Source organism: Ferrimonas gelatinilytica (genome assembly GCF_039544205.1).
Classification (GTDB): Bacteria; Pseudomonadota; Gammaproteobacteria; order Enterobacterales; family Shewanellaceae; genus Ferrimonas; species Ferrimonas gelatinilytica.
Map to the genome: position 1 here is coordinate 26,794 of NZ_BAABLF010000004.1, position 17,460 is coordinate 44,253.

The 17,460-nt window shown below is 60.7% G+C and carries 13 protein-coding genes; 11 read left to right on the forward strand and 2 right to left on the reverse strand.

The genetic code is table 11. The annotated features are described in order from the left end of the window. Positions 1-200 precede the first annotated feature (200 nt). The 3 genes from ABD997_RS01535 to ABD997_RS01545 all read left to right on the forward strand — a co-directional run bounded on the left by ABD997_RS01535 (position 201) and on the right by ABD997_RS01545 (position 2,498). Positions 201-1,034: a formate dehydrogenase accessory sulfurtransferase FdhD gene (locus tag ABD997_RS01535; protein WP_345315409.1), complete on the forward strand. Its 834-nt coding sequence runs from the start codon at positions 201-203 to the stop codon at positions 1,032-1,034. Continuing rightward, a complete protein-coding gene (locus ABD997_RS01540) occupies positions 1,031-1,936 on the forward strand; it encodes a substrate-binding domain-containing protein (protein ID WP_345315251.1) in 906 nt (301 codons plus the stop codon). The genes ABD997_RS01535 and ABD997_RS01540 overlap by 4 nt, the downstream gene beginning before the upstream one ends. Positions 1,937-2,045: 109 nt before the next feature. Further along, positions 2,046-2,498: a glycine zipper family protein gene (locus tag ABD997_RS01545; RefSeq protein ID WP_345315252.1), complete on the forward strand. Its 453-nt coding sequence runs from the start codon at positions 2,046-2,048 to the stop codon at positions 2,496-2,498. A gap of 122 nt (positions 2,499-2,620) precedes the next feature. On the opposite strand, the gene ABD997_RS01550 is transcribed toward ABD997_RS01545, so the two are convergent. Then, a complete protein-coding gene (locus ABD997_RS01550; protein ID WP_345315253.1) occupies positions 2,621-4,732 on the reverse strand; it encodes a sensor histidine kinase in 2,112 nt (703 codons plus the stop codon). Continuing rightward, complete coding sequence (locus ABD997_RS01555; RefSeq protein ID WP_425557031.1) at positions 4,732-6,063, reverse strand: sigma-54-dependent transcriptional regulator; 1,332 nt, start codon at positions 6,061-6,063, stop codon at positions 4,732-4,734. The genes ABD997_RS01550 and ABD997_RS01555 overlap by 1 nt, the downstream gene beginning before the upstream one ends. Positions 6,064-6,343: 280 nt before the next feature. Here ABD997_RS01555 and ABD997_RS01560 point away from each other — a divergent pair, with 280 nt between their 5' ends. The 8 genes from ABD997_RS01560 to ABD997_RS01595 all read left to right on the forward strand — a co-directional run bounded on the left by ABD997_RS01560 (position 6,344) and on the right by ABD997_RS01595 (position 17,460). Further along, positions 6,344-7,177 (forward strand): ABC transporter substrate-binding protein, encoded by an 834-nt coding sequence (locus ABD997_RS01560; RefSeq protein WP_425557025.1) that lies wholly within the window; start codon positions 6,344-6,346, stop codon positions 7,175-7,177. A gap of 9 nt (positions 7,178-7,186) precedes the next feature. Continuing rightward, entirely contained in the window at positions 7,187-7,897 is a 711-nt protein-coding gene (locus ABD997_RS01565; protein ID WP_345315255.1) for an ABC transporter permease, read from the forward strand. 3 nt (positions 7,898-7,900) lie between these two features. Then, a complete protein-coding gene (locus tag ABD997_RS01570) occupies positions 7,901-8,575 on the forward strand; it encodes an energy-coupling factor ABC transporter ATP-binding protein (protein WP_345315256.1) in 675 nt (224 codons plus the stop codon). Beyond that, positions 8,572-9,162, forward strand: a complete 591-nt coding sequence (gene mobA / locus ABD997_RS01575; protein WP_345315257.1) for a molybdenum cofactor guanylyltransferase MobA — start codon at positions 8,572-8,574, stop codon at positions 9,160-9,162. The genes ABD997_RS01570 and mobA overlap by 4 nt, the downstream gene beginning before the upstream one ends. Before the next feature lie 15 nt (positions 9,163-9,177). Next, a complete protein-coding gene (locus tag ABD997_RS01580; RefSeq protein ID WP_345315258.1) occupies positions 9,178-10,971 on the forward strand; it encodes a bifunctional molybdopterin-guanine dinucleotide biosynthesis adaptor protein MobB/molybdopterin molybdotransferase MoeA in 1,794 nt (597 codons plus the stop codon). A gap of 9 nt (positions 10,972-10,980) precedes the next feature. Beyond that, positions 10,981-11,967 carry a GTP 3',8-cyclase MoaA gene (gene moaA, locus ABD997_RS01585; RefSeq protein ID WP_345315259.1) on the forward strand — a complete coding sequence of 329 codons (987 nt, stop codon included), beginning with the start codon at positions 10,981-10,983 and terminating at the stop codon, positions 11,965-11,967. A 359-nt stretch (positions 11,968-12,326) separates the two neighbouring features. Then, positions 12,327-15,248, forward strand: coding sequence for a VCBS domain-containing protein (locus tag ABD997_RS01590; protein WP_425557032.1), 2,922 nt, complete (start codon positions 12,327-12,329; stop codon positions 15,246-15,248). 16 nt (positions 15,249-15,264) lie between these two features. After that, positions 15,265-17,460 carry a type I secretion C-terminal target domain-containing protein gene (locus ABD997_RS01595; RefSeq protein WP_345315261.1) on the forward strand — a complete coding sequence of 732 codons (2,196 nt, stop codon included), beginning with the start codon at positions 15,265-15,267 and terminating at the stop codon, positions 17,458-17,460.

Below are 17,460 nucleotides of genomic sequence, written 5' to 3' on the forward strand. Positions count from 1 at the left end.
AACAATAGATAGCCTACTTTACCGGAGGATGGTCACACTATTTGGCAAGCTCTGGACATTCTGTCTGTTTTCACCAGACAACTTGGGGCGCTTCATCTCCTGAAGTGTGACCGCCAGCATGTTGTGACTCTGTCGAGTGATGGAACATATATTGCATCGCTCGTTTCTCACCGTTTCCCATGAGCCAGAAGATCACCACCATGAGCCCAGTGACCCACCGTCCCCGACTCTCCCAAACCCACACCGAAGCGCCTCTGACCCTGGCGGTGACCGCCGTCGATGAGCATGGCCAGGTCCAGGATAAGATGATCGCTTGTGAGCGCCCGCTCACCCTCTACCTGAACTGGCAACCCATAGTCACCCTGATGACCCTGGGTGCCCGGCCACAGGCACTGGCCCTGGGTTATCTGAAAAACCAGGGCTTTATCAGTGATATCGAGCAGGTTGAGTCCGTCATCGTGGACTGGGAGGTGCACTCCGCCGCGGTCATCACTCGCGAGGACACCACCCATGTGCGGGACAAACTGGCGGAGAAAACCGTCACCAGCGGCTGCGGCCAGGGCACGGTATATGGCAACTTTACTGCCGGTCTCGACCAGATCCGGTTGACCAAGCCGCACCTGAGCCAGAGCGGGATCTACGCCCTGCTAAAAAACCTCGGACAATACAATGACACCTACAAGAATGCCGGTGCCGTCCATGGCTGCGGGATCTGCCAGGACGACCAGATCCTTAGCTTTGTCGAGGATGTCGGTCGCCATAACGCAGTGGATACCTTAGCCGGGGATATGTGGCTGGATGGGCTGAAGGGCGACGACAAGATCTTCTACACCACCGGGCGACTCACCTCGGAGATGGTGATCAAGGTAGCGAAAATGGGGATCCCGGTCCTGCTCTCCCGGTCCGGGATCACCGAGATGGGCCTGAGCCTGGCTCAGCAGTTGGGAATCACCATGATCGCCCGTGCCAAGGGTCGCCACTTTCTTATCTACCACGGCGCCGACACCGTCGAATTTGATGGGGGCCAGGCATGAACGACCCTGTCGACAACCCCTTTTTGAATGCCCGACAGGTGGCGGATTATCTGGACCTGAACGAGAAGAAAGTCTATGCAATGGCCAACGAGCGACAGCTCCCGGGCACCAAGATCACGGGTAAATGGCTGTTTCCCAAATCCCTCATCGATCGATGGGTGATCGACTCCTGCCACAGCGGCATGCTGTCCGACCGCTTGATTATTACCGGTTCGGACGACCCCTTGCTGCACTGGGCGGTAGGTCGGGTCGGTCAGGAGCTTGGGGCCGCAGGCTTGGTCAACTACTCCCCGACTGACAGCCGGCTTGGCCTCTCTCACCTGTCCCAGGGTTACACCGACATCTGCTGCATTCACTGGGGCAGCGCGGCGGAGCGCGACCTGCGTCATCCGGCCCTGCTCAGTCGCTACCCGGCCCACAAGCAGTGGGCTCTGGTCCACGCCGCGTGCAGAGAGTTTGGTTTATTGATGCGAAACGAACATCATCACCTGGGACAGAGTGTCGACCAGGCCGTTTCGCTGCGCTACCGCTGGCTGACCCGCCAGGAGGGATCAGGAACGCGCTACCACTTCAATAACTGGTTAACGGAGCGAGGTCTGACCGTTGACGATATCAACCTGGTGGCCACCGTCCTGACCGAGCGAGAGATGGCGGCGGGTATCGCCCGGGGGGAAGCGGACTTTGGCTTCGGCTGTCAGGGGATCGCCGGTGAGTTCGGACTCGCCTTCGTACCCCTCGGGCGCGAGTCCTTTGACTTTGTCATGGCTCAGGGCGTGTTCTTTCGCCAGAATCTGCAGCAGTTATTCCGGATCATGCAAAGTCCCGATACCCAGGCCCAGGCCCAACGTCTGGGCGGCTACGACCTCACCGACTGCGGGAAGCTGCTCTGGAGCGGCAGTTAAAGGGGGGGATAAACCGGTCAAAAAGCCGATCGGAAGCGCATTTCTTTGAACGCCAAGGCGCTAAGCTTGCAGTCACAGACGCATTATTATTGATATTGACGAGGTACCCATGCGTTTCATTGTTCTGTTTGCATCATTGCTCTCCGTAGCCGCCTGGGCCAACCCCATCATCTATCCAGCCCAGGGGCAGACGCCAGAGCAGCAACGCAAGGATCAGGTCGAGTGCCAGCTGTGGGCCACGGATACCACTGGGGTAGACCCGATCGAACTGGCCGGTGAAGCGGCACCGGCCCGTCAAGAGGTGGGGGGCGAGCGAGCCCGGGGCGCCTTGGGCGGCGCAGCCAAAGGCGCCATCATAGGCGCGATCGCTGGCGACGCCGGAAAAGGGGCCGCCATCGGTGCCGGCGTTGGCGTACTCAGCGGCGGTGCCAAGCAGCGCCGTAAGAGCGAGCATAACGAGCAGATGCTGGAGCAGAACCAGCAACGACGCCAAGAGCAGATGGAACTGTATGACCGGGCCTTCAAGGCCTGCATGGAGGGCAAGGGGTACAGCGTCAGTTAACGCACCGGCGGCCGTTTGGCCCGACTGACGTCAACTCGGGAGTGAGCAGTGCCTTTGGTAAAAAGAGGCGCTCTCACTCCTCCCGTTCCTAACTGCCCCTTTTCGCGCCGAACCCGACCCTATCATCCCCTATCGTTGTCACCGCTCGGCAATCGCTGCTGCAGCGTAATGGGGGTTCCCTCGTTACCATTGAGCACGGGACAGTGCAGCGGTAAGCAAACCCTGAATGTGGAACCCACCCCAGGTGTGGATTCCACCTCCATCACCCCACCGAAACGACGAATGATCCCATAGCTGAGCGACAAGCCCAGGCCCGTCCCCTGCTTACGGGTTGTGAAAAATGGGTCGAAAATACGTGACTGCAGCTCCTCGGGGATCCCAGCACCGTCATCCTGAACCGAGATCCAGACCCCTTTCACCTGCTCACCGTCCAACCAGTTACCACTGCTGACCCGAACCTCACCCTTACCGTCCAGGGCATGTGCCGCGTTCACCACCAGATTGATCAAAACCTGCAACAGCTGCTGCCGGTTCACCTCCACCTGCTGATCGGCATTAAGATCCAGAATCACCTCCACCTGCTGCTTGCGCAGGGAGTGACGCACCAACACCAGCATCTCCTCGATAATGGGGTTGATCGCCTGGCGTTCCAGAGGCATTGCCAAGTCCCCCGGTCGGGCGTACTGCAGTAGGGACTGGATGATCCCCTTGATCCGCTGCACCTGCTGGAAGATGAGTTCAATCTCCTCGTCCACCTTGGCAGCATCCTCCCCAAGCTCCATCTGAATCAGTTCGATGTTGCCGAGTATCACCGCCGTCGGATTGTTGATCTCATGGGCAATCCCCGCCGTCATCTCGCCCAGGGCAACCAGTTTCTCATTGGTCACCAACTGCTGCCGGGTCTCCTCCAGCAGGGTGATATTGCGCTTAAGTTGCAGGGTCCGCTCCTTGAGGATGGCGGTACGCTGCTCCACTTTCTGCTCCAGCTGCTCGTTGGCCAGCTGGATCTGTCGGTTGCGCTCCTGCAACTGATCCAGCATGCGATCAAACTGGCGGCTGAGTTGTGCCAACTCGTTGGCAGGATCCAGTCCGAGATCCCCGATACGACGATCCTTGCCCTCTTGAACCTCCCGCACCACCGAGTGGATGCGGTCGATGGGTCGCAACAATCCCCGGGCACCGAAGTACACCGCCAGGCCGGATCCCAGGAGAACCAGGAGCAGGATGGTGCCCAGCTCGAAGATGTTGAGCAGGTAGTTGTAGACGAAAGGGGCCTCGGTGAATCCGGTGTAGATCATCCCAATGCGGTTGCCCTGGATATCCTCAAGCGGGGCGTAGGCGGAGATATACCAGTCGTTGTAGACAAAAGCCCGGTCCACCCACATCTGGCCCGCTTCCAGCACCTTCAGCCTCACCTGTTCCGAGACCAGAGTGCCCACCGCACGACCATATTCATCCTGAGAGGGCACATTGGTGCTGATCCGCACGTTATCCAGAAACAGGGTCACTGTCCCACGGGCGCGGGGAGGCAGCGTCCCCTCGGCGTAGGTCAGGGAGCGGATCTGATCCACCAACTCGGTATCATGGTTGAGCAGCAGGCCCCCATCGAGGAAACCGATGTGCCTTCCTTGCTGGTCATGCACCGCTACCAGGGAGCGCAGCACCATCCCCCGTTGCTCAAACCCCTTCAGCGGAACCTGCGCCATCGGAGTCGGTTCCAGCGCCATGCTGGCATCACGTGCCAGTACCGGACTGATCCTCAGCATCTGGGCCCGACTCAACACCTGTAAGCTGGATCGGCCAGGTTCACCATCAGAGGGAATAAGCGGCCTCAGCATCGCATCCTGCTGCACCGCCTCAATGGAGAGCAGACGCAGGAAGGTCAACCCCAGTCGCTCGCGGCTCTGTTCTAACAACCTATCCATAGCCCGATCCGAGCGGGTCAGCGTCTGAACCAGGCGATTAAATTCCCAACCGTATTGCAGCCCAGCCAATGAGCTCACCTGGCTGCGGGATTGGGCATCCACCACTCCTTGGGCCACCGCCAGGTCGGAGCGCACTTTCATAAACAGCTGGGTGCTGGTGTAGGTGACGTTCCAGTAGATGGTAATGAAGACGAGACTGGCCAGAGTCACCAGGACAGGCAGCAGCATCAGCACCAGCAGCCGGTAGCGAACCGTGCTGGTCAGTACTTTGATGTCGTTACGAAACAGTCGCTGCCAACGGTTCCACATTACTCCGCCAGATCCCATTCCTTAAACTTTCGATCCAACGTCTTTCGGGATACCCCAAGGATACGGGCAGCGGCAGACTTATTGCCGCCTTGTTCCTCGACCACCTTCAGCACGTGACACTTTTCCACCTCTTTGAGCGGCATATCCACCGGATACCCCTCCCCCAGCGGCTCCGCTTCCGGTGCGAGTTGCTGACTGCGCCAGTACTCCGCCGGCGGCTTGCCGAGCAGGAGACAGCGCTCCACCATGTTTCTCAATTCCCGAATGTTGCCCGGCCAGTCATGCTGCTGCATCACCTGCAGATCTTCATGGCTCCAAGCCACCTCCCGTACTCCCAGTTCAGCAGACAACTGGCGAGTAAAATGGTGCACCAAGTCCACCACATCATCCGGTCGCTCCCTCAGAGGGGGAATACGGATGTTCAACACGTTAAGGCGATAGTAAAGATCCCGGCGGAAGCGCCCCGCCTCCACCTCCTCAAGCAGCTCCCGATTGGTCGCCGCCACCACACGGACATCCACCGGCAGCTCCTTCTCGGAGCCTACAGGCCGAATGGTACGCTGCTCCAGCACCCTCAACAGGGAGGTCTGCATCTGCAGCGGCATCTCGCCGATCTCGTCCAGGAAGATGGTGCCGCCAGAGGCAAAACTGAACAGCCCCTCCCGGGCATTACGGGCGCCAGTAAAGGCCCCGGCGATATGACCGAACAATTCACTCTCCAGCAGCTCCGGCGCAATGGCGCCGCAGTTGACGGCCACAAAGGTGCCGCTGCGGCCCGACAACTGGTGCAGGGAGCGTGCCACCAGCTCCTTACCAGTTCCGGACTCCCCCTCGATCAGCACCACTGAGTTAGTGGGCGCCACCCGGCGGATCACCTCCTTGACCTGAAGCAGATTGATGCTGTTACCGATGATGGTGCTGGGATGACTCTGCGCCATCTCCCTGCGCAACATCAGGTTTTCACGCCGAAGCAGCCGCCGCTCAATGCAACGGTCCACCGCCTGCAGCATCTGCTCAAGCCGAAAAGGCTTAAGAATGAAATCCGCGGCTCCGGCCCTCAGGGCCCGGATCGCCGTGTCCATATCCGCAAACCCGGTCATGAAGATCACATCAGAGCGGCGGGTATCATGATCCAGCGCCTCGTGCCACTCGATACCATCACGGCCCGGCAGGCTGATATCAACAATCAGCAGGTCAAAATGACAACGACTTCGCAGCTGCTCCGCCTCCTCGACGCTCCCAGCGGTCTCCACCAGGGTGAAGCGGCGCGTCAGCGCCTTCTTCAGGAACGAGCGCATCCCAGCCTCGTCATCCACCACTAGCACCGACATCGCGGTTGTCTGTTTCAACTGTTCTGCCATCCTGAGATCTGCGCTCCCCTCGGCTAATGTCCGGTTCAAAATGACTCAGTCTGGTCATTTTGGCTGAGTTAATAGGTAAGTTGCGTCATTTTGACCCAAGTTGCCAATAAGAAACGTGACCCTTGGCAAAAAACACCACCCCTCGCTGATTTGGCACTATTTTTGCCTTTAAAACGGTAATGCGGCTGCCTCGTCACAGAGGTACGAAGTGACCGAGCCCACAGCCCCCTGACGTCAAGGATCCTGCACGATGAAACGATTGACCCTGCTGCTAATCGCCGGCCTGCTGGCTTTACCCCAGACGGTGATGGGGGCCGAGACATCGAACATCCGTTTGGCCACCACCACCAGTACAGATAACTCCGGCCTGCTCGCCTACTTGCTGCCCGAGTTTGAAAGTGATTCGGGTTACCAGGTACAGGTGATCGCAACGGGCACCGGCAAGGCCCTGCGCCATGGGCGCAACGGTGATGTGGATCTCGTGATGACCCACGCACCGGACGCCGAAGCCGAGTTTGTCCAGCGGGGTTACGGCCGTCTACCACGTCAGTTGATGGCCAATGATTTCGTGCTCTTAGGCCCAGTTGCCGACCCTGCCGGCGTCAGACAGGCTCCAAACGTCCAGGCGGCTTTTACCGCCATCGCCGAACACAGCGCGCCCTTCGTCTCTCGTGGGGATGAATCCGGAACCCACATCAAGGAGCTGGCCATTTGGCAAGCCGCCGGTATCCAGCCCGAGTTCACCGGTTACGCCGCCATCGGACAAGGAATGGGGCCCGCCCTGCTGACCGCCAGCGAGATGGGCGCCTATGTGCTGGCAGACAGGGGGACTTACCTGGCGTTTAAGGACAAGCTGGCGCTGGAGATCTGCCTCGAAAAAGACGCCGTGTTGCTCAACCCCTACCAGGTCATTTTGATCAGCCAGACCCGTTACCCTGATCTGAATCACAACGGCGCAATGGTGTTCAGCGATTGGCTGGTAAGTGATAAAGGTCAGCGTATGATTGACGATTTCAAAATCAACGGTGAGCGCCTTTTCCAGGCCACCTACACGCCGGCGACTCTCCCGGTCGGCGCCCAGTAAGGCAGGTTAATGAACGACGGTATGTTGTCCGTATTCCAGCAAGGACTCTCCCTGCTGTTCAGCTTTGACCCCGATGTCTGGGCCATCATTGCCGTGTCCTTCAGTGTCTCGATGCGGGCCATGGCCCTGACGCTGGTGCCCTGCATCCTGATGGGCTTCGGTTTGGCGGTGACCCGGTTCCCCGGCCGTCACGCCGTCATCTCCCTCTGCCAAACCCTGCAAGCTATCCCCACCGTGGTGGTCGGGCTGATCACCTATCTGCTTCTGTTCCGCCAGGGAGTGCTGGGCGACCTGCGTTGGCTGTTTAGCCAAAACGCCATGGTGATGGCCCAGGTCATGTTGGCAGCACCGGTGCTTATCTCTCTGAGTTACGGCGCCTTCTCCAGCGGAGACTGGCGTGCTTGGGAAACGGCCCGCACCCTGGGCGCTTCTCGCGCCCGAGCGTTCCTGACCCTCTGCCATGAACTTCGGGCACCACTGCTGGTGGCGATTATCGCCGCCTTCAGCCGCATCATTACCGAGGTGGGCGCGTCCATGCTGGTGGGAGGGAACATCCATAACCTGACCCGCAACATCCCCACGGCCATCGCCCTGGAGACCAGCAAGGGGGAGTTTGCACAAGCCGCCGCCCTGGGCATCGTACTGCTGATACTGGCCCTGATGATCAACTTTTCCCTGAGCTCCCTGCGTACGCAGCAGGAGAGCCTGCGCCGAGGATGAACTATGTCACTTGTCGCTACTGATATTGAGATGCAGTTTGGCCCTCGCCGACTGTTTGGGATCCCCCAGCTGATTCTGAACCGGGGAGAGCGGGTGTGGCTGCAAGGGGCCAATGGCGCCGGCAAAACCACCCTGTTGAAGATTCTTGCAGGCCTGCAGAGACCTTCGGGCGGAAGGGTTCATCTGCATCAGGACAATGCCGCCACCAACCGCTGGTGGCGAAACCGGGATCCGTTGCGCGGCCGGGTGATCTACCTGCACCAGACACCCTACCTGTTCAACGGCAGCGTTGAGGAGAACCTCGCCTACGGGCTTAAACATCTGGCGTTGACCGTCGAGGAGCGTCAATCTCGCGTCGAGCAGGCGGTCGCTATGGCACGCCTGACACCGTTGCGCCACCAAAGTGCTCAGGTCCTCTCCGGCGGTGAGCGTCAACGACTCGCCCTCGCCCGCGCCTGGGTGATGCGCCCGCATCATCTGCTCCTGGACGAGCCCACCGCCAGCCTGGACCCGGACTCCATCGCGGCCATGGCCGCCATGCTTGACGCCCTGCAATCACAAGGCTGCGGTCTCCTGCTCACCAGCCATCAACACACAGATTTAACCCTGTCCAGCCAGCAACAGTGGCTGCTTTCAGAGCAGCGGTTAACGGCACTGCCGAAGGAGCAACGCGCATGAATGATGTCACCCTGGCCGTACTGGCTGGAGGGCGCGCCCGTCGCATGGGCGGCCAGGACAAGGGACTGGTAACGGTCGCGGGCAAACCTATGATTCAGCATGTTCTGGATAGGATCAGTCAGCCCGATCAACCCGCCATGGTGATCGCCAATCGCCACCAGGACCAGTATGCCGAGTTTGGCTATCCGGTCTTTTCCGATGCCTTGGCGGATTTTCCAGGGCCATTGGCGGGCATCGCCGTGGCGCTGCAACATTCCGACACCGAGTGGGTATTGGTCTGCCCCTGCGACACGCCGCAACTGCCCCCGAAACTGATGGAGCAGATGCTGGCCACCCAGCGCGAGCATCAAGCGGAAGTAGTGGTGGCACACGATGGAGAATATGAACACTCCGTCGTCCTGCTGCTCTCGACCTCTCTCCTGCCCTCCCTGAGCGCCTATCTGGAAGGTGGGGATCGCAAAGTCGATCTCTGGTACGGGCAACATGCCGTTGCCCGCTGCTACTTCGAGGGTCAGGCCAGCGCCTTTGCCAATATCAATACGCCCGAGCAGCGACAACAACTCGAACTCGAGCTGCTTGGCCAGTAACCCCTAGGAACGATGATGACTCAGAATGATCTCCTGGCCGATTGCCGCGTCCCCGTACTGGGGCTTTGTGCCTACAGCGGTACCGGAAAAACCACCTTACTGCGCAAGCTTCTGCCGGAGCTGAATCGCCGGGGCCTGAAAATGGCCGTGCTGAAACACGCCCACTGCAACTTTGAAGTGGATAAACCCGGCAAGGACAGCTTCGAGCTGCGCAAAGCCGGTGCCGACCAGATGCTGATCGCCTCCTCCAAACGCCGCGCCCTGATGATGGAGCGGCCGGTCGAGGGAGCCCCGGATCTTAAAGAGCTGCTGGCGATGGTGGACCAGTCCCGAATCAACCTGATCCTGGTGGAGGGATTCAAAGCCTTGCCACTGCCGAAACTGGAGTTACATCGCGCCGCGGTCGGCAAGCCCTTTGTCTGGGACAAGGATCCGCTGGTTCAGGCCCTCGCCTGTGACGATCAGACACCCGTTCCGGATGACTGCCCCCTGCCCCGGCTCGATATCAACGATGTCGATGCGATTGCCGATTATATCCAGGACTACATCCTTCGCTGGCAGCCACCACAATCCGCCCCCTTCGGACCCAGCTGTGACGATGGCGACCGCAAACAACTCTCGGTCAGCCAGGGGATCGCACGGATCCTGGCACAGGTGACCCCCATCAGCGCAACGGAACCGCAGGACCTCACCGGTTGCCTCAACCGAATCCTGGCCGAGGACGCCACCTCTCCCATCGACGTACCTCAGCAAACCAACTCAGCGATGGATGGTTACGCCATCGCCCTCGGCGATCACACCCGTTACACCCTGGTCGGGGAGGTACTCGCCGGTTACGCCTTTGAGGGCACCCTGGAACCGGGTCAGGCGGTCAAGATCATGACCGGTGCCCCCCTCCCGGCCGGGGCCGATACCGTGGTGATGCGTGAGTTGGCGTCGGAGCAGGCGGGCCAGGTTCAGTTCGAAGGGGAGATTATTCGGGGTCAGAATGTCCGTACTGCCGGTGAAGATATCGCCCTTGGCCAGACCGCCCTGGCCGCAGGCCAGCGACTGGGTGCCGCCGAACTGGGACTACTGGCCTCCCTCGGCATCGCACGCCCCACCCTGTTGCGCCGCCCCAAGGTAGCAATCTTCTCCACCGGCGATGAGGTTTGCTCGCCGGAAAGGCCTCTGCAGCCAAACTGCATCTTCGATTCCAACCGCTTTACCCTGCACGGCATGCTCGCCAAACTCGGTGTCGAGGTGATCGATCTCGGTATCATCGAAGATAACGAAGCCGCGATGATGGCGGCGCTGAGTCGAGCGGCAGAGGAAGCGGATATGGTGATCACCTCTGGCGGCGTTTCTGTCGGTGACGCCGACTTCATCAAGGACGCGTTGGCCAAACTGGGTCACATCGACTTCTGGCGCATTGCCCAGCGTCCGGGACGTCCCCTGGCATTTGGCCGTATCGGCAATGCGCTGTTCTTTGGCCTGCCCGGCAACCCCGTGGCCGTCATGGTCTCCTTCATGCAGTTTGTCCAGCCAGCCCTGCGCAAAATGGCGGGGGAGACAAAGTGGCAGCCAAAACTCTTCAAGGCGATCGCCACAGAGCCGATGCAAAGCCGCCTTGGCCGCACAGAGTTTAACCGCGGGATCTTTTCCCTTGGGCCGGGAGGCCAGCTGGAAGTATCCACCACCGGTCATCAGGGTAGTGGCATGCTGAGCTCCATGGTGACGGCCAACTGCCTGATCGTCATCGAAGAGTCGATTGAGCGTGTTCAACCTGGTGACAGCGTCTGGGTTCAGCCCTTCGCCGATCTCCTATAGGAGCGACTGATGTCCCTGATTGATGGCTTTGGCCGCACGATTCGATACCTACGCCTCTCGGTGACGGATCGCTGTGATTTTCGCTGCGTCTACTGTATGGATGAGGATCCTACCTTTCTGCCACGGAACGAAGTGCTGACTCTGGAGGAGCTCCACCAGGTCGCCCGCGCCTTCACCGAGCTTGGCGTCGAGAAGATCCGGCTCACCGGAGGGGAGCCCCTGGTAAAGAGTGATCTCAGTTACCTGGTCGAGCAGATCGCCTCCCTGCCCGGACTCAAGGAGTTATGCCTGACCACCAACGGTTCCCGTTTGAAGAGATTCGCCGATCCGCTGAAGCAAGCGGGCCTGGACAGGATCAACATCAGCCTCGACACGCTGGATCCGGCCCGTTTCCGCACCGTGACCCGCAACGGCAAACTGGAGCGGGTGCTGGAGGGGATAGACGCGGCCATCGCCGCCGGTTTCAGAGGGATCAAACTCAATACCGTTGCCATGAAAGGCAATAATGATGATGAGATCCTTGACCTGGTGGCCTTTGCCCGGGACCGGGGGGTCGACATCAGCTTCATCGAGGAGATGCCGCTTGGTGTTCTGAGTGATGATCGCCGCGCTCACTCGATGCTTACCAGCGCCGAGGTTCAGGCCATCCTGTCGGAGCGTTATACCCTGATCCCCAGCACAGAAAACAGTGGAGGGCCTGCACGCTACTACCGTATGCCCGACAGCAAAATTCGTGTGGGCTTTATCAGCCCCCACAGCCACAACTTCTGCCATGAGTGCAACCGCGTCCGCGTCACCACCACAGGCGAACTGCTGCTGTGTCTGGGCAATGAGAACGCGGTGGATCTCAAGGGGATCCTGAGGCGCCAGCCAAATGACATTGAAGCCTTGAAGCGTGCCATCGTCGGCGCCATGGCCCAACGCCCAGAGCGACACCACTTCAGCAACGCCGGGGAAACCCATATTTTGCGCTTCATGAGCCACACCGGCGGCTAACCTCTCTCCCAAACCCGCTGCCGGGAGCCGTCAACAGGTTCCTGGCATCACTTCCCTACCCCACTACCAAAGCTCGACACCTTCCCTGTGCGGATTCATTGCCACATGAATACACCGCTGCCATGTCAAAAATATGGCGCTAACGCAGCAATTTAGTATCATGCACTTAACAAGTGGCCAACTTAAGTTGTTGTCGTACCGGCCCAATCTGGATATTGCCTACCAGAAGGATCTTCGGAGGAACGACCGTGCAAACACAGTTCGCAAGCACCACAGTCCAAATCACCGCACTGCGAGGTGCCAGCACCATCACCGTTCGGGCCAACGATGGCTCAGAGCGCCTCGTTAAGATCGGCGATGTGATCCATGCTGGCGAAACGATCCTCCTTCCTGAGGGCACCACCATCCAAACCCAGGAGGCCGGCAACCTGACCCAGCCGTCGCAAGAAGAGGCAGTCGCCACCTCAGAGGCCGATGCTCAGATCGAAGCGCTGCAACAACAGCTGCTCGCCGGTGTCGACCCCAACACCCTGCCGGAGACGGCAGCCGGGAATGCCAACTCCGAGGGCAGTCATGGCTACATCGCCATCGCCCGCGATGGCCTCGAGACTCAAGCCTCGGCGGGATACGACTCCGAACCGGTCACAACAGACAACGGCATACTCCCCGAGCGCGACCCCGGTGGCATCCTCAACGACGATCTGGTTGGACCCCAGGGATTGCCCCAGGCTTCCGACAACCAGGCCGGTGTGACGGAAGACACGCAACTCCTGGCTAACGGCAATCTTATCTACGATGACGATGGCTTTGGCATCGACAGCGACCCCGATGGCTCCGACACACTGCGGGTAAGCGGCGTCAATGGCAGCGATGCCGGCATCGTCGAGGGCCAATACGGTACCCTCACCTGGCATGCCGACGGCAGCTACAGCTATCAACTGAACAATGAACTCAGTCTGACCCAGGGGCTCGGAGAGGGCGAAACGCTCAGCGAAACCTTCACCTATACGGTGACGGATCCCGAGGGGAATACCAGCACCGCCACCCTCACCATCACCATCACCGGCAGCGACGACGCCCCGGTGATCAGCCAGGGCAGCGGCAGCGTCAGCGAAGATGCGGTACTGGAAACCTCCGGCACCCTCACCGCCAGCGACGTCGACAACCCGGAGCTGGGCTTCATCGCCGGCAGCGAGACCATCGATTACGGCACCTTCACCGTGGATGCCGAGGGCAACTGGCGCTTCGTGCTGGACAACAGCGCCGCCCAGTCCCTGGCCGAAGGCGAGGTCATCACCCGCACCTTCACCGTGGCCCTGAGTGACGGCGCCACCACCGAGGTGACCATCACCATCACCGGCAGCGACGACGCCCCGGTGATCAGCCAGGGCAGCGGCAGCGTCAGCGAAGATGCGGTACTGGAAACTTCCGGCACCCTCACCGCCAGCGACGTCGACAACCCGGAGCTGGGCTTCATCGCCGGCAGCGAGACCATCGATTACGGCACCTTCACCGTGGACGCCGAGGGCAACTGGCGCTTCGTGCTGGATAACAGCGCCGCCCAGTCCCTGGCCGAAGGCGAGGTCATCACCCGCACCTTCACCGTGGCCCTCAGTGACGGCGCCACCACCGAGGTGACCATCACTATCACCGGCAGCGACGACGCCCCGGTGATCAGCCAGGGCAGCGGCAGCGTCAGCGAAGATGCGGTACTGGAAACCTCCGGCTCCCTCACCGCCAGCGACGTCGACAACCCGGAGCTGGGCTTCATCGCCGGCAGTGAGACCATCGATTACGGCACCTTCACCGTGGATGCCGAGGGCAACTGGCGCTTCGTGCTGGACAACAGCGCCGCCCAGTCCCTGGCCGAAGGCGAGGTCATCACCCGCACCTTCACCGTGGCCCTGAGTGACGGCGCCACCACCGAGGTTACCATCACCATCACCGGCAGCGACGATGCCCCGGTGATCAGCCAGGGCAGCGGCAGTGTCAGCGAAGATGCGGTGCTGGAAACCTCCGGCACCCTCACCGCCAGCGACGTCGACAACCCGGAGCTGGGCTTCATCGCCGGCAGCGAAACCATCGATTACGGCACCTTCACCGTGGATGCGGAGGGCAACTGGCGCTTCGTGCTGGATAACAGCGCCGCCCAATCCCTGGCCGAAGGCGAGGTCATCACCCGCACCTTCACCGTGGCCCTCAGTGACGGCGCCACCACCGAGGTGGTGGTCACCATCACCGGCAGCGACGACGCCCCGGTGATCAGCCAGGGCAGCGGCAGCGTCAGCGAAGATGCGGTACTGGAAACCTCCGGCACCCTCACCGCCAGCGACGTCGACAATCCGGAGCTGAGCTTCATCGCCGGCAGTGAAACCATCGATTACGGCACCTTCACCGTGGATGCGGAGGGCAACTGGCGCTTCGTGCTGGATAACAGCGCCGCCCAATCCCTGGCCGAAGGCGAGGTCATCACCCGCACCTTCACCGTGGCCCTCAGTGACGGCGCCACCACCGAGGTGGTGGTCACCATCACCGGCAGCGACGACGCCCCGGTGATCAGTCAGGGCAGCGGCAGCGTCAGCGAAGATGCGGTGCTGGAAACCTCCGGCACCCTCACCGCCAGTGATGTGGACAACCCGGAGCTGGGCTTTATCGCCGGCAGTGAAACCATCGATTACGGCACCTTCACCGTGGATGCGGAGGGCAACTGGCGCTTCGTGCTGGATAACAGTGCTGCCCAGTCCCTGGCGGAAGGCGAGGTCATCACCCGCACCTTCACCGTGGCCCTCAGTGACGGCGCCACCACCGAGGTCACCATCACCATCACCGGCAACGACGACGCCCCGGTGATCAGCCAGGGCAGCGGCAGTGTCAGCGAAGATGCGGTACTGGAAACCTCCGGCACCCTCACCGCCAGCGACGTCGACAACCCGGAGCTGGGCTTCATCGCCGGCAGCGAGACCATCGATTACGGCACCTTCACCGTGGATGCCGAGGGCAACTGGCGCTTCGTGCTGGATAACAGCGCCGCCCAGTCCCTGGCCGAAGGCGAGGTCATCACCCGCACCTTCACCGTGGCCCTGAGTGACGGCGCCACCACCGAGGTCACCATCACCATCACCGGCAACGACGACGCCCCGGTGATCAGCCAGGGCAGCGGCAGTGTCAGCGAAGATGCGGTACTGGAAACCTCCGGCACCCTCACCGCCAGCGACGTCGACAACCCGGAGCTGGGCTTCATCGCCGGCAGCGAAACCATCGATTACGGCACCTTNCAGTGACGGCGCCACCACCGAGGTGGCCATCACCATCACCGGCAGCAATGACGCCCCGACGATCTCCTCCGGCAGCGGCGAGGTAACCGAAGATATTGATGTCACGGCACAGGGGCAGCTCACGATTGGCGGCGACCTTAACCTGGTGCCTGGCAGCGACGATGAGACCACCACGCTGACCTTCACGCCGGATGGCGACAACTACCTCGGCACACTGACGCTCAACCCCGACGGTTCCTGGCAGTTCAGCGTGGACAACAACCTGGCCGCGATCCAGGCCCTGGAGCCCGGTGAGTCCATAGTGCAAACCTACACCGTCACCGTCGATGACGGTCAGGGTGGCGTGAGTACCGACACCATCACCATCACCATCTTGGGTACCGGCGAGATCCGTGATGGCGAGAGCACCACCATCATCCTGGATGACGCCGATACCGCGGGCAACAGCGTCGACACGCACTCCGCCCGGATGCTGTTCACCGCCGGAGCCCTGGCGCTCAGCGGCTTCGCCTTCGGTGATACCACATCGATCCAGGTCAATGGGCTGGATGGCGAGATCAGCTGGAGCCTGGATGGCGATGGCAACCTGATCGGCACCATCGATGGCAACGCGGTGTTACTGCTGAGTCTCTCCGACACCTCCATAGAGGCGGGTCAGAGCGGTTCTGTGATCGTCACGGTTACCCTGCTGGATAACCTGCAACACAACATCGATGTGGATGCCCTGAGCATCGAGGGGATCCTGATCGAGGGCCAGGACGCCCACGCTAACATCGCCAGCGGCACCCTGGATCTCATTGTTCAGGATGATGGTGTTGAGTTGGTGGTCGGGGATCACAACGGCACCAATGAGATCGGCTACCAAGGGGTCGGCGCGCTCGATATCGATGGGGTCGATCAAGCTTTCAGCGCCGATTTGAGCGGCAACATCGATGGCTGGAACGGTTCCGATGTCACTTTCGCGGACTCCGGACTCAGCACCAATGGCTACACCATCTTCTACTACGTCGACCCCGCCAACCCCGACGTGCTGATCGCCTATATGGACACCAATGAGACCCCCAGTGCCTACAGCGGCGCCGATGGCCAGCAGCATGTCTTCACCCTCACCCTGGATGCACAGACCGGCAGTTACAGCATCGAGGTCTCCCAGACCATCGATAAGCTCGAAACCATTTCGGTGGCGGGGCTGATTGGGGGTGCGGGAGGCAATAACGAGGAGGTCTACGTCGGTTACGATGCGAATACCGGTGCCTTCGACGTCGATAACAATCTGGACGCGCTCGCCGCCAACTTCTCTCTGGCCTTCACCCTGAGCGCACGCTCCGCGGATGGCAGTAAAGGTTCGGTCAACGGCAATACCAATGGCTTCGGCGTCGACAACGCCTTCATCGACAGCGGTGAGTTTCTGATACTGGATTACGCCACCGATGTGGTATCAGCCTCGATCACCTTCAGTGGTGCCGACACCATCACCTACTACGCCTACGACGCTGCCGGTAACCTGCTGGGCACCGGCACCATGGTCTCCGGCGACACCATCAGTAACCTGGGCAGCATCAGTTACATCGAGCTGACCCCCACCGGCGATGCCAAAGGATTAAACTTCCAGTTTGATGGCACTTCGGCCCGGACCCTGATCAGCACCACCGAAGATGTCACCCTGGACCTGGTCGCTGATGTGATCGACAGCGATGGCGACAGCACCCGTGACGACTTTACGGTCAACCTTGATGCCCCCGACCAGCAACTGATCGGCGCCGAGCAGGATGACACGCTCGCCGGCCAGGGCGGGGATGACCTGCTGCGTGGTGGCCTGGGTGCCGACATTCTGACCGGCGGCAATGGCGCCGACACTTTCCAGTGGCTCAGTGGCGATGCAGACGGCAGCACCGATCGGATCACCGACTTCAATCCTGACGATGGCGACCAGTTGGATCTCTCCGACCTCCTCCAGGGTGCCAATGTGGCCAACCTCGACCAGTACCTCTCATTGAGCCTGGAGGATGGCAATACGGTGATCCAAATCGATACCAACGGCGGCGCCGATGGTGGCGATAGCCTCACCATCGTGCTGGAGGACGCCCAGTACGACAGCGTCGATGCGCTGATGAACGAGGGTGCCCTGATCATCGCGCCACCGACACCCGCCAGCGCAGTGGGCAACGGCAGCTCCGAGCCCCTGGATCATCACATCCAGGATCAGCTGATCCCCTGA

What these genes read in the sequence shown, in the direction of transcription:
- ABD997_RS01535 (WP_345315409.1), top strand. Translation starts at nt 201, where the DNA reads ATGAGCCCAGTGACCCACCGTCCCCGACTCTCCCAAACCCACACCGAA.
- ABD997_RS01540 (WP_345315251.1), top strand. Translation starts at nt 1,031, where the DNA reads ATGAACGACCCTGTCGACAACCCCTTTTTGAATGCCCGACAGGTGGCG.
- ABD997_RS01545 (WP_345315252.1), top strand. Translation starts at nt 2,046, where the DNA reads ATGCGTTTCATTGTTCTGTTTGCATCATTGCTCTCCGTAGCCGCCTGG.
- ABD997_RS01550 (WP_345315253.1), bottom strand. Translation starts at nt 4,732, where the DNA reads ATGTGGAACCGTTGGCAGCGACTGTTTCGTAACGACATCAAAGTACTG.
- ABD997_RS01555 (WP_425557031.1), bottom strand. Translation starts at nt 6,063, where the DNA reads ATGTCGGTGCTAGTGGTGGATGACGAGGCTGGGATGCGCTCGTTCCTG.
- ABD997_RS01560 (WP_425557025.1), top strand. Translation starts at nt 6,344, where the DNA reads ATGAAACGATTGACCCTGCTGCTAATCGCCGGCCTGCTGGCTTTACCC.
- ABD997_RS01565 (WP_345315255.1), top strand. Translation starts at nt 7,187, where the DNA reads ATGAACGACGGTATGTTGTCCGTATTCCAGCAAGGACTCTCCCTGCTG.
- ABD997_RS01570 (WP_345315256.1), top strand. Translation starts at nt 7,901, where the DNA reads ATGTCACTTGTCGCTACTGATATTGAGATGCAGTTTGGCCCTCGCCGA.
- mobA (WP_345315257.1), top strand. Translation starts at nt 8,572, where the DNA reads ATGAATGATGTCACCCTGGCCGTACTGGCTGGAGGGCGCGCCCGTCGC.
- ABD997_RS01580 (WP_345315258.1), top strand. Translation starts at nt 9,178, where the DNA reads ATGACTCAGAATGATCTCCTGGCCGATTGCCGCGTCCCCGTACTGGGG.
- moaA (WP_345315259.1), top strand. Translation starts at nt 10,981, where the DNA reads ATGTCCCTGATTGATGGCTTTGGCCGCACGATTCGATACCTACGCCTC.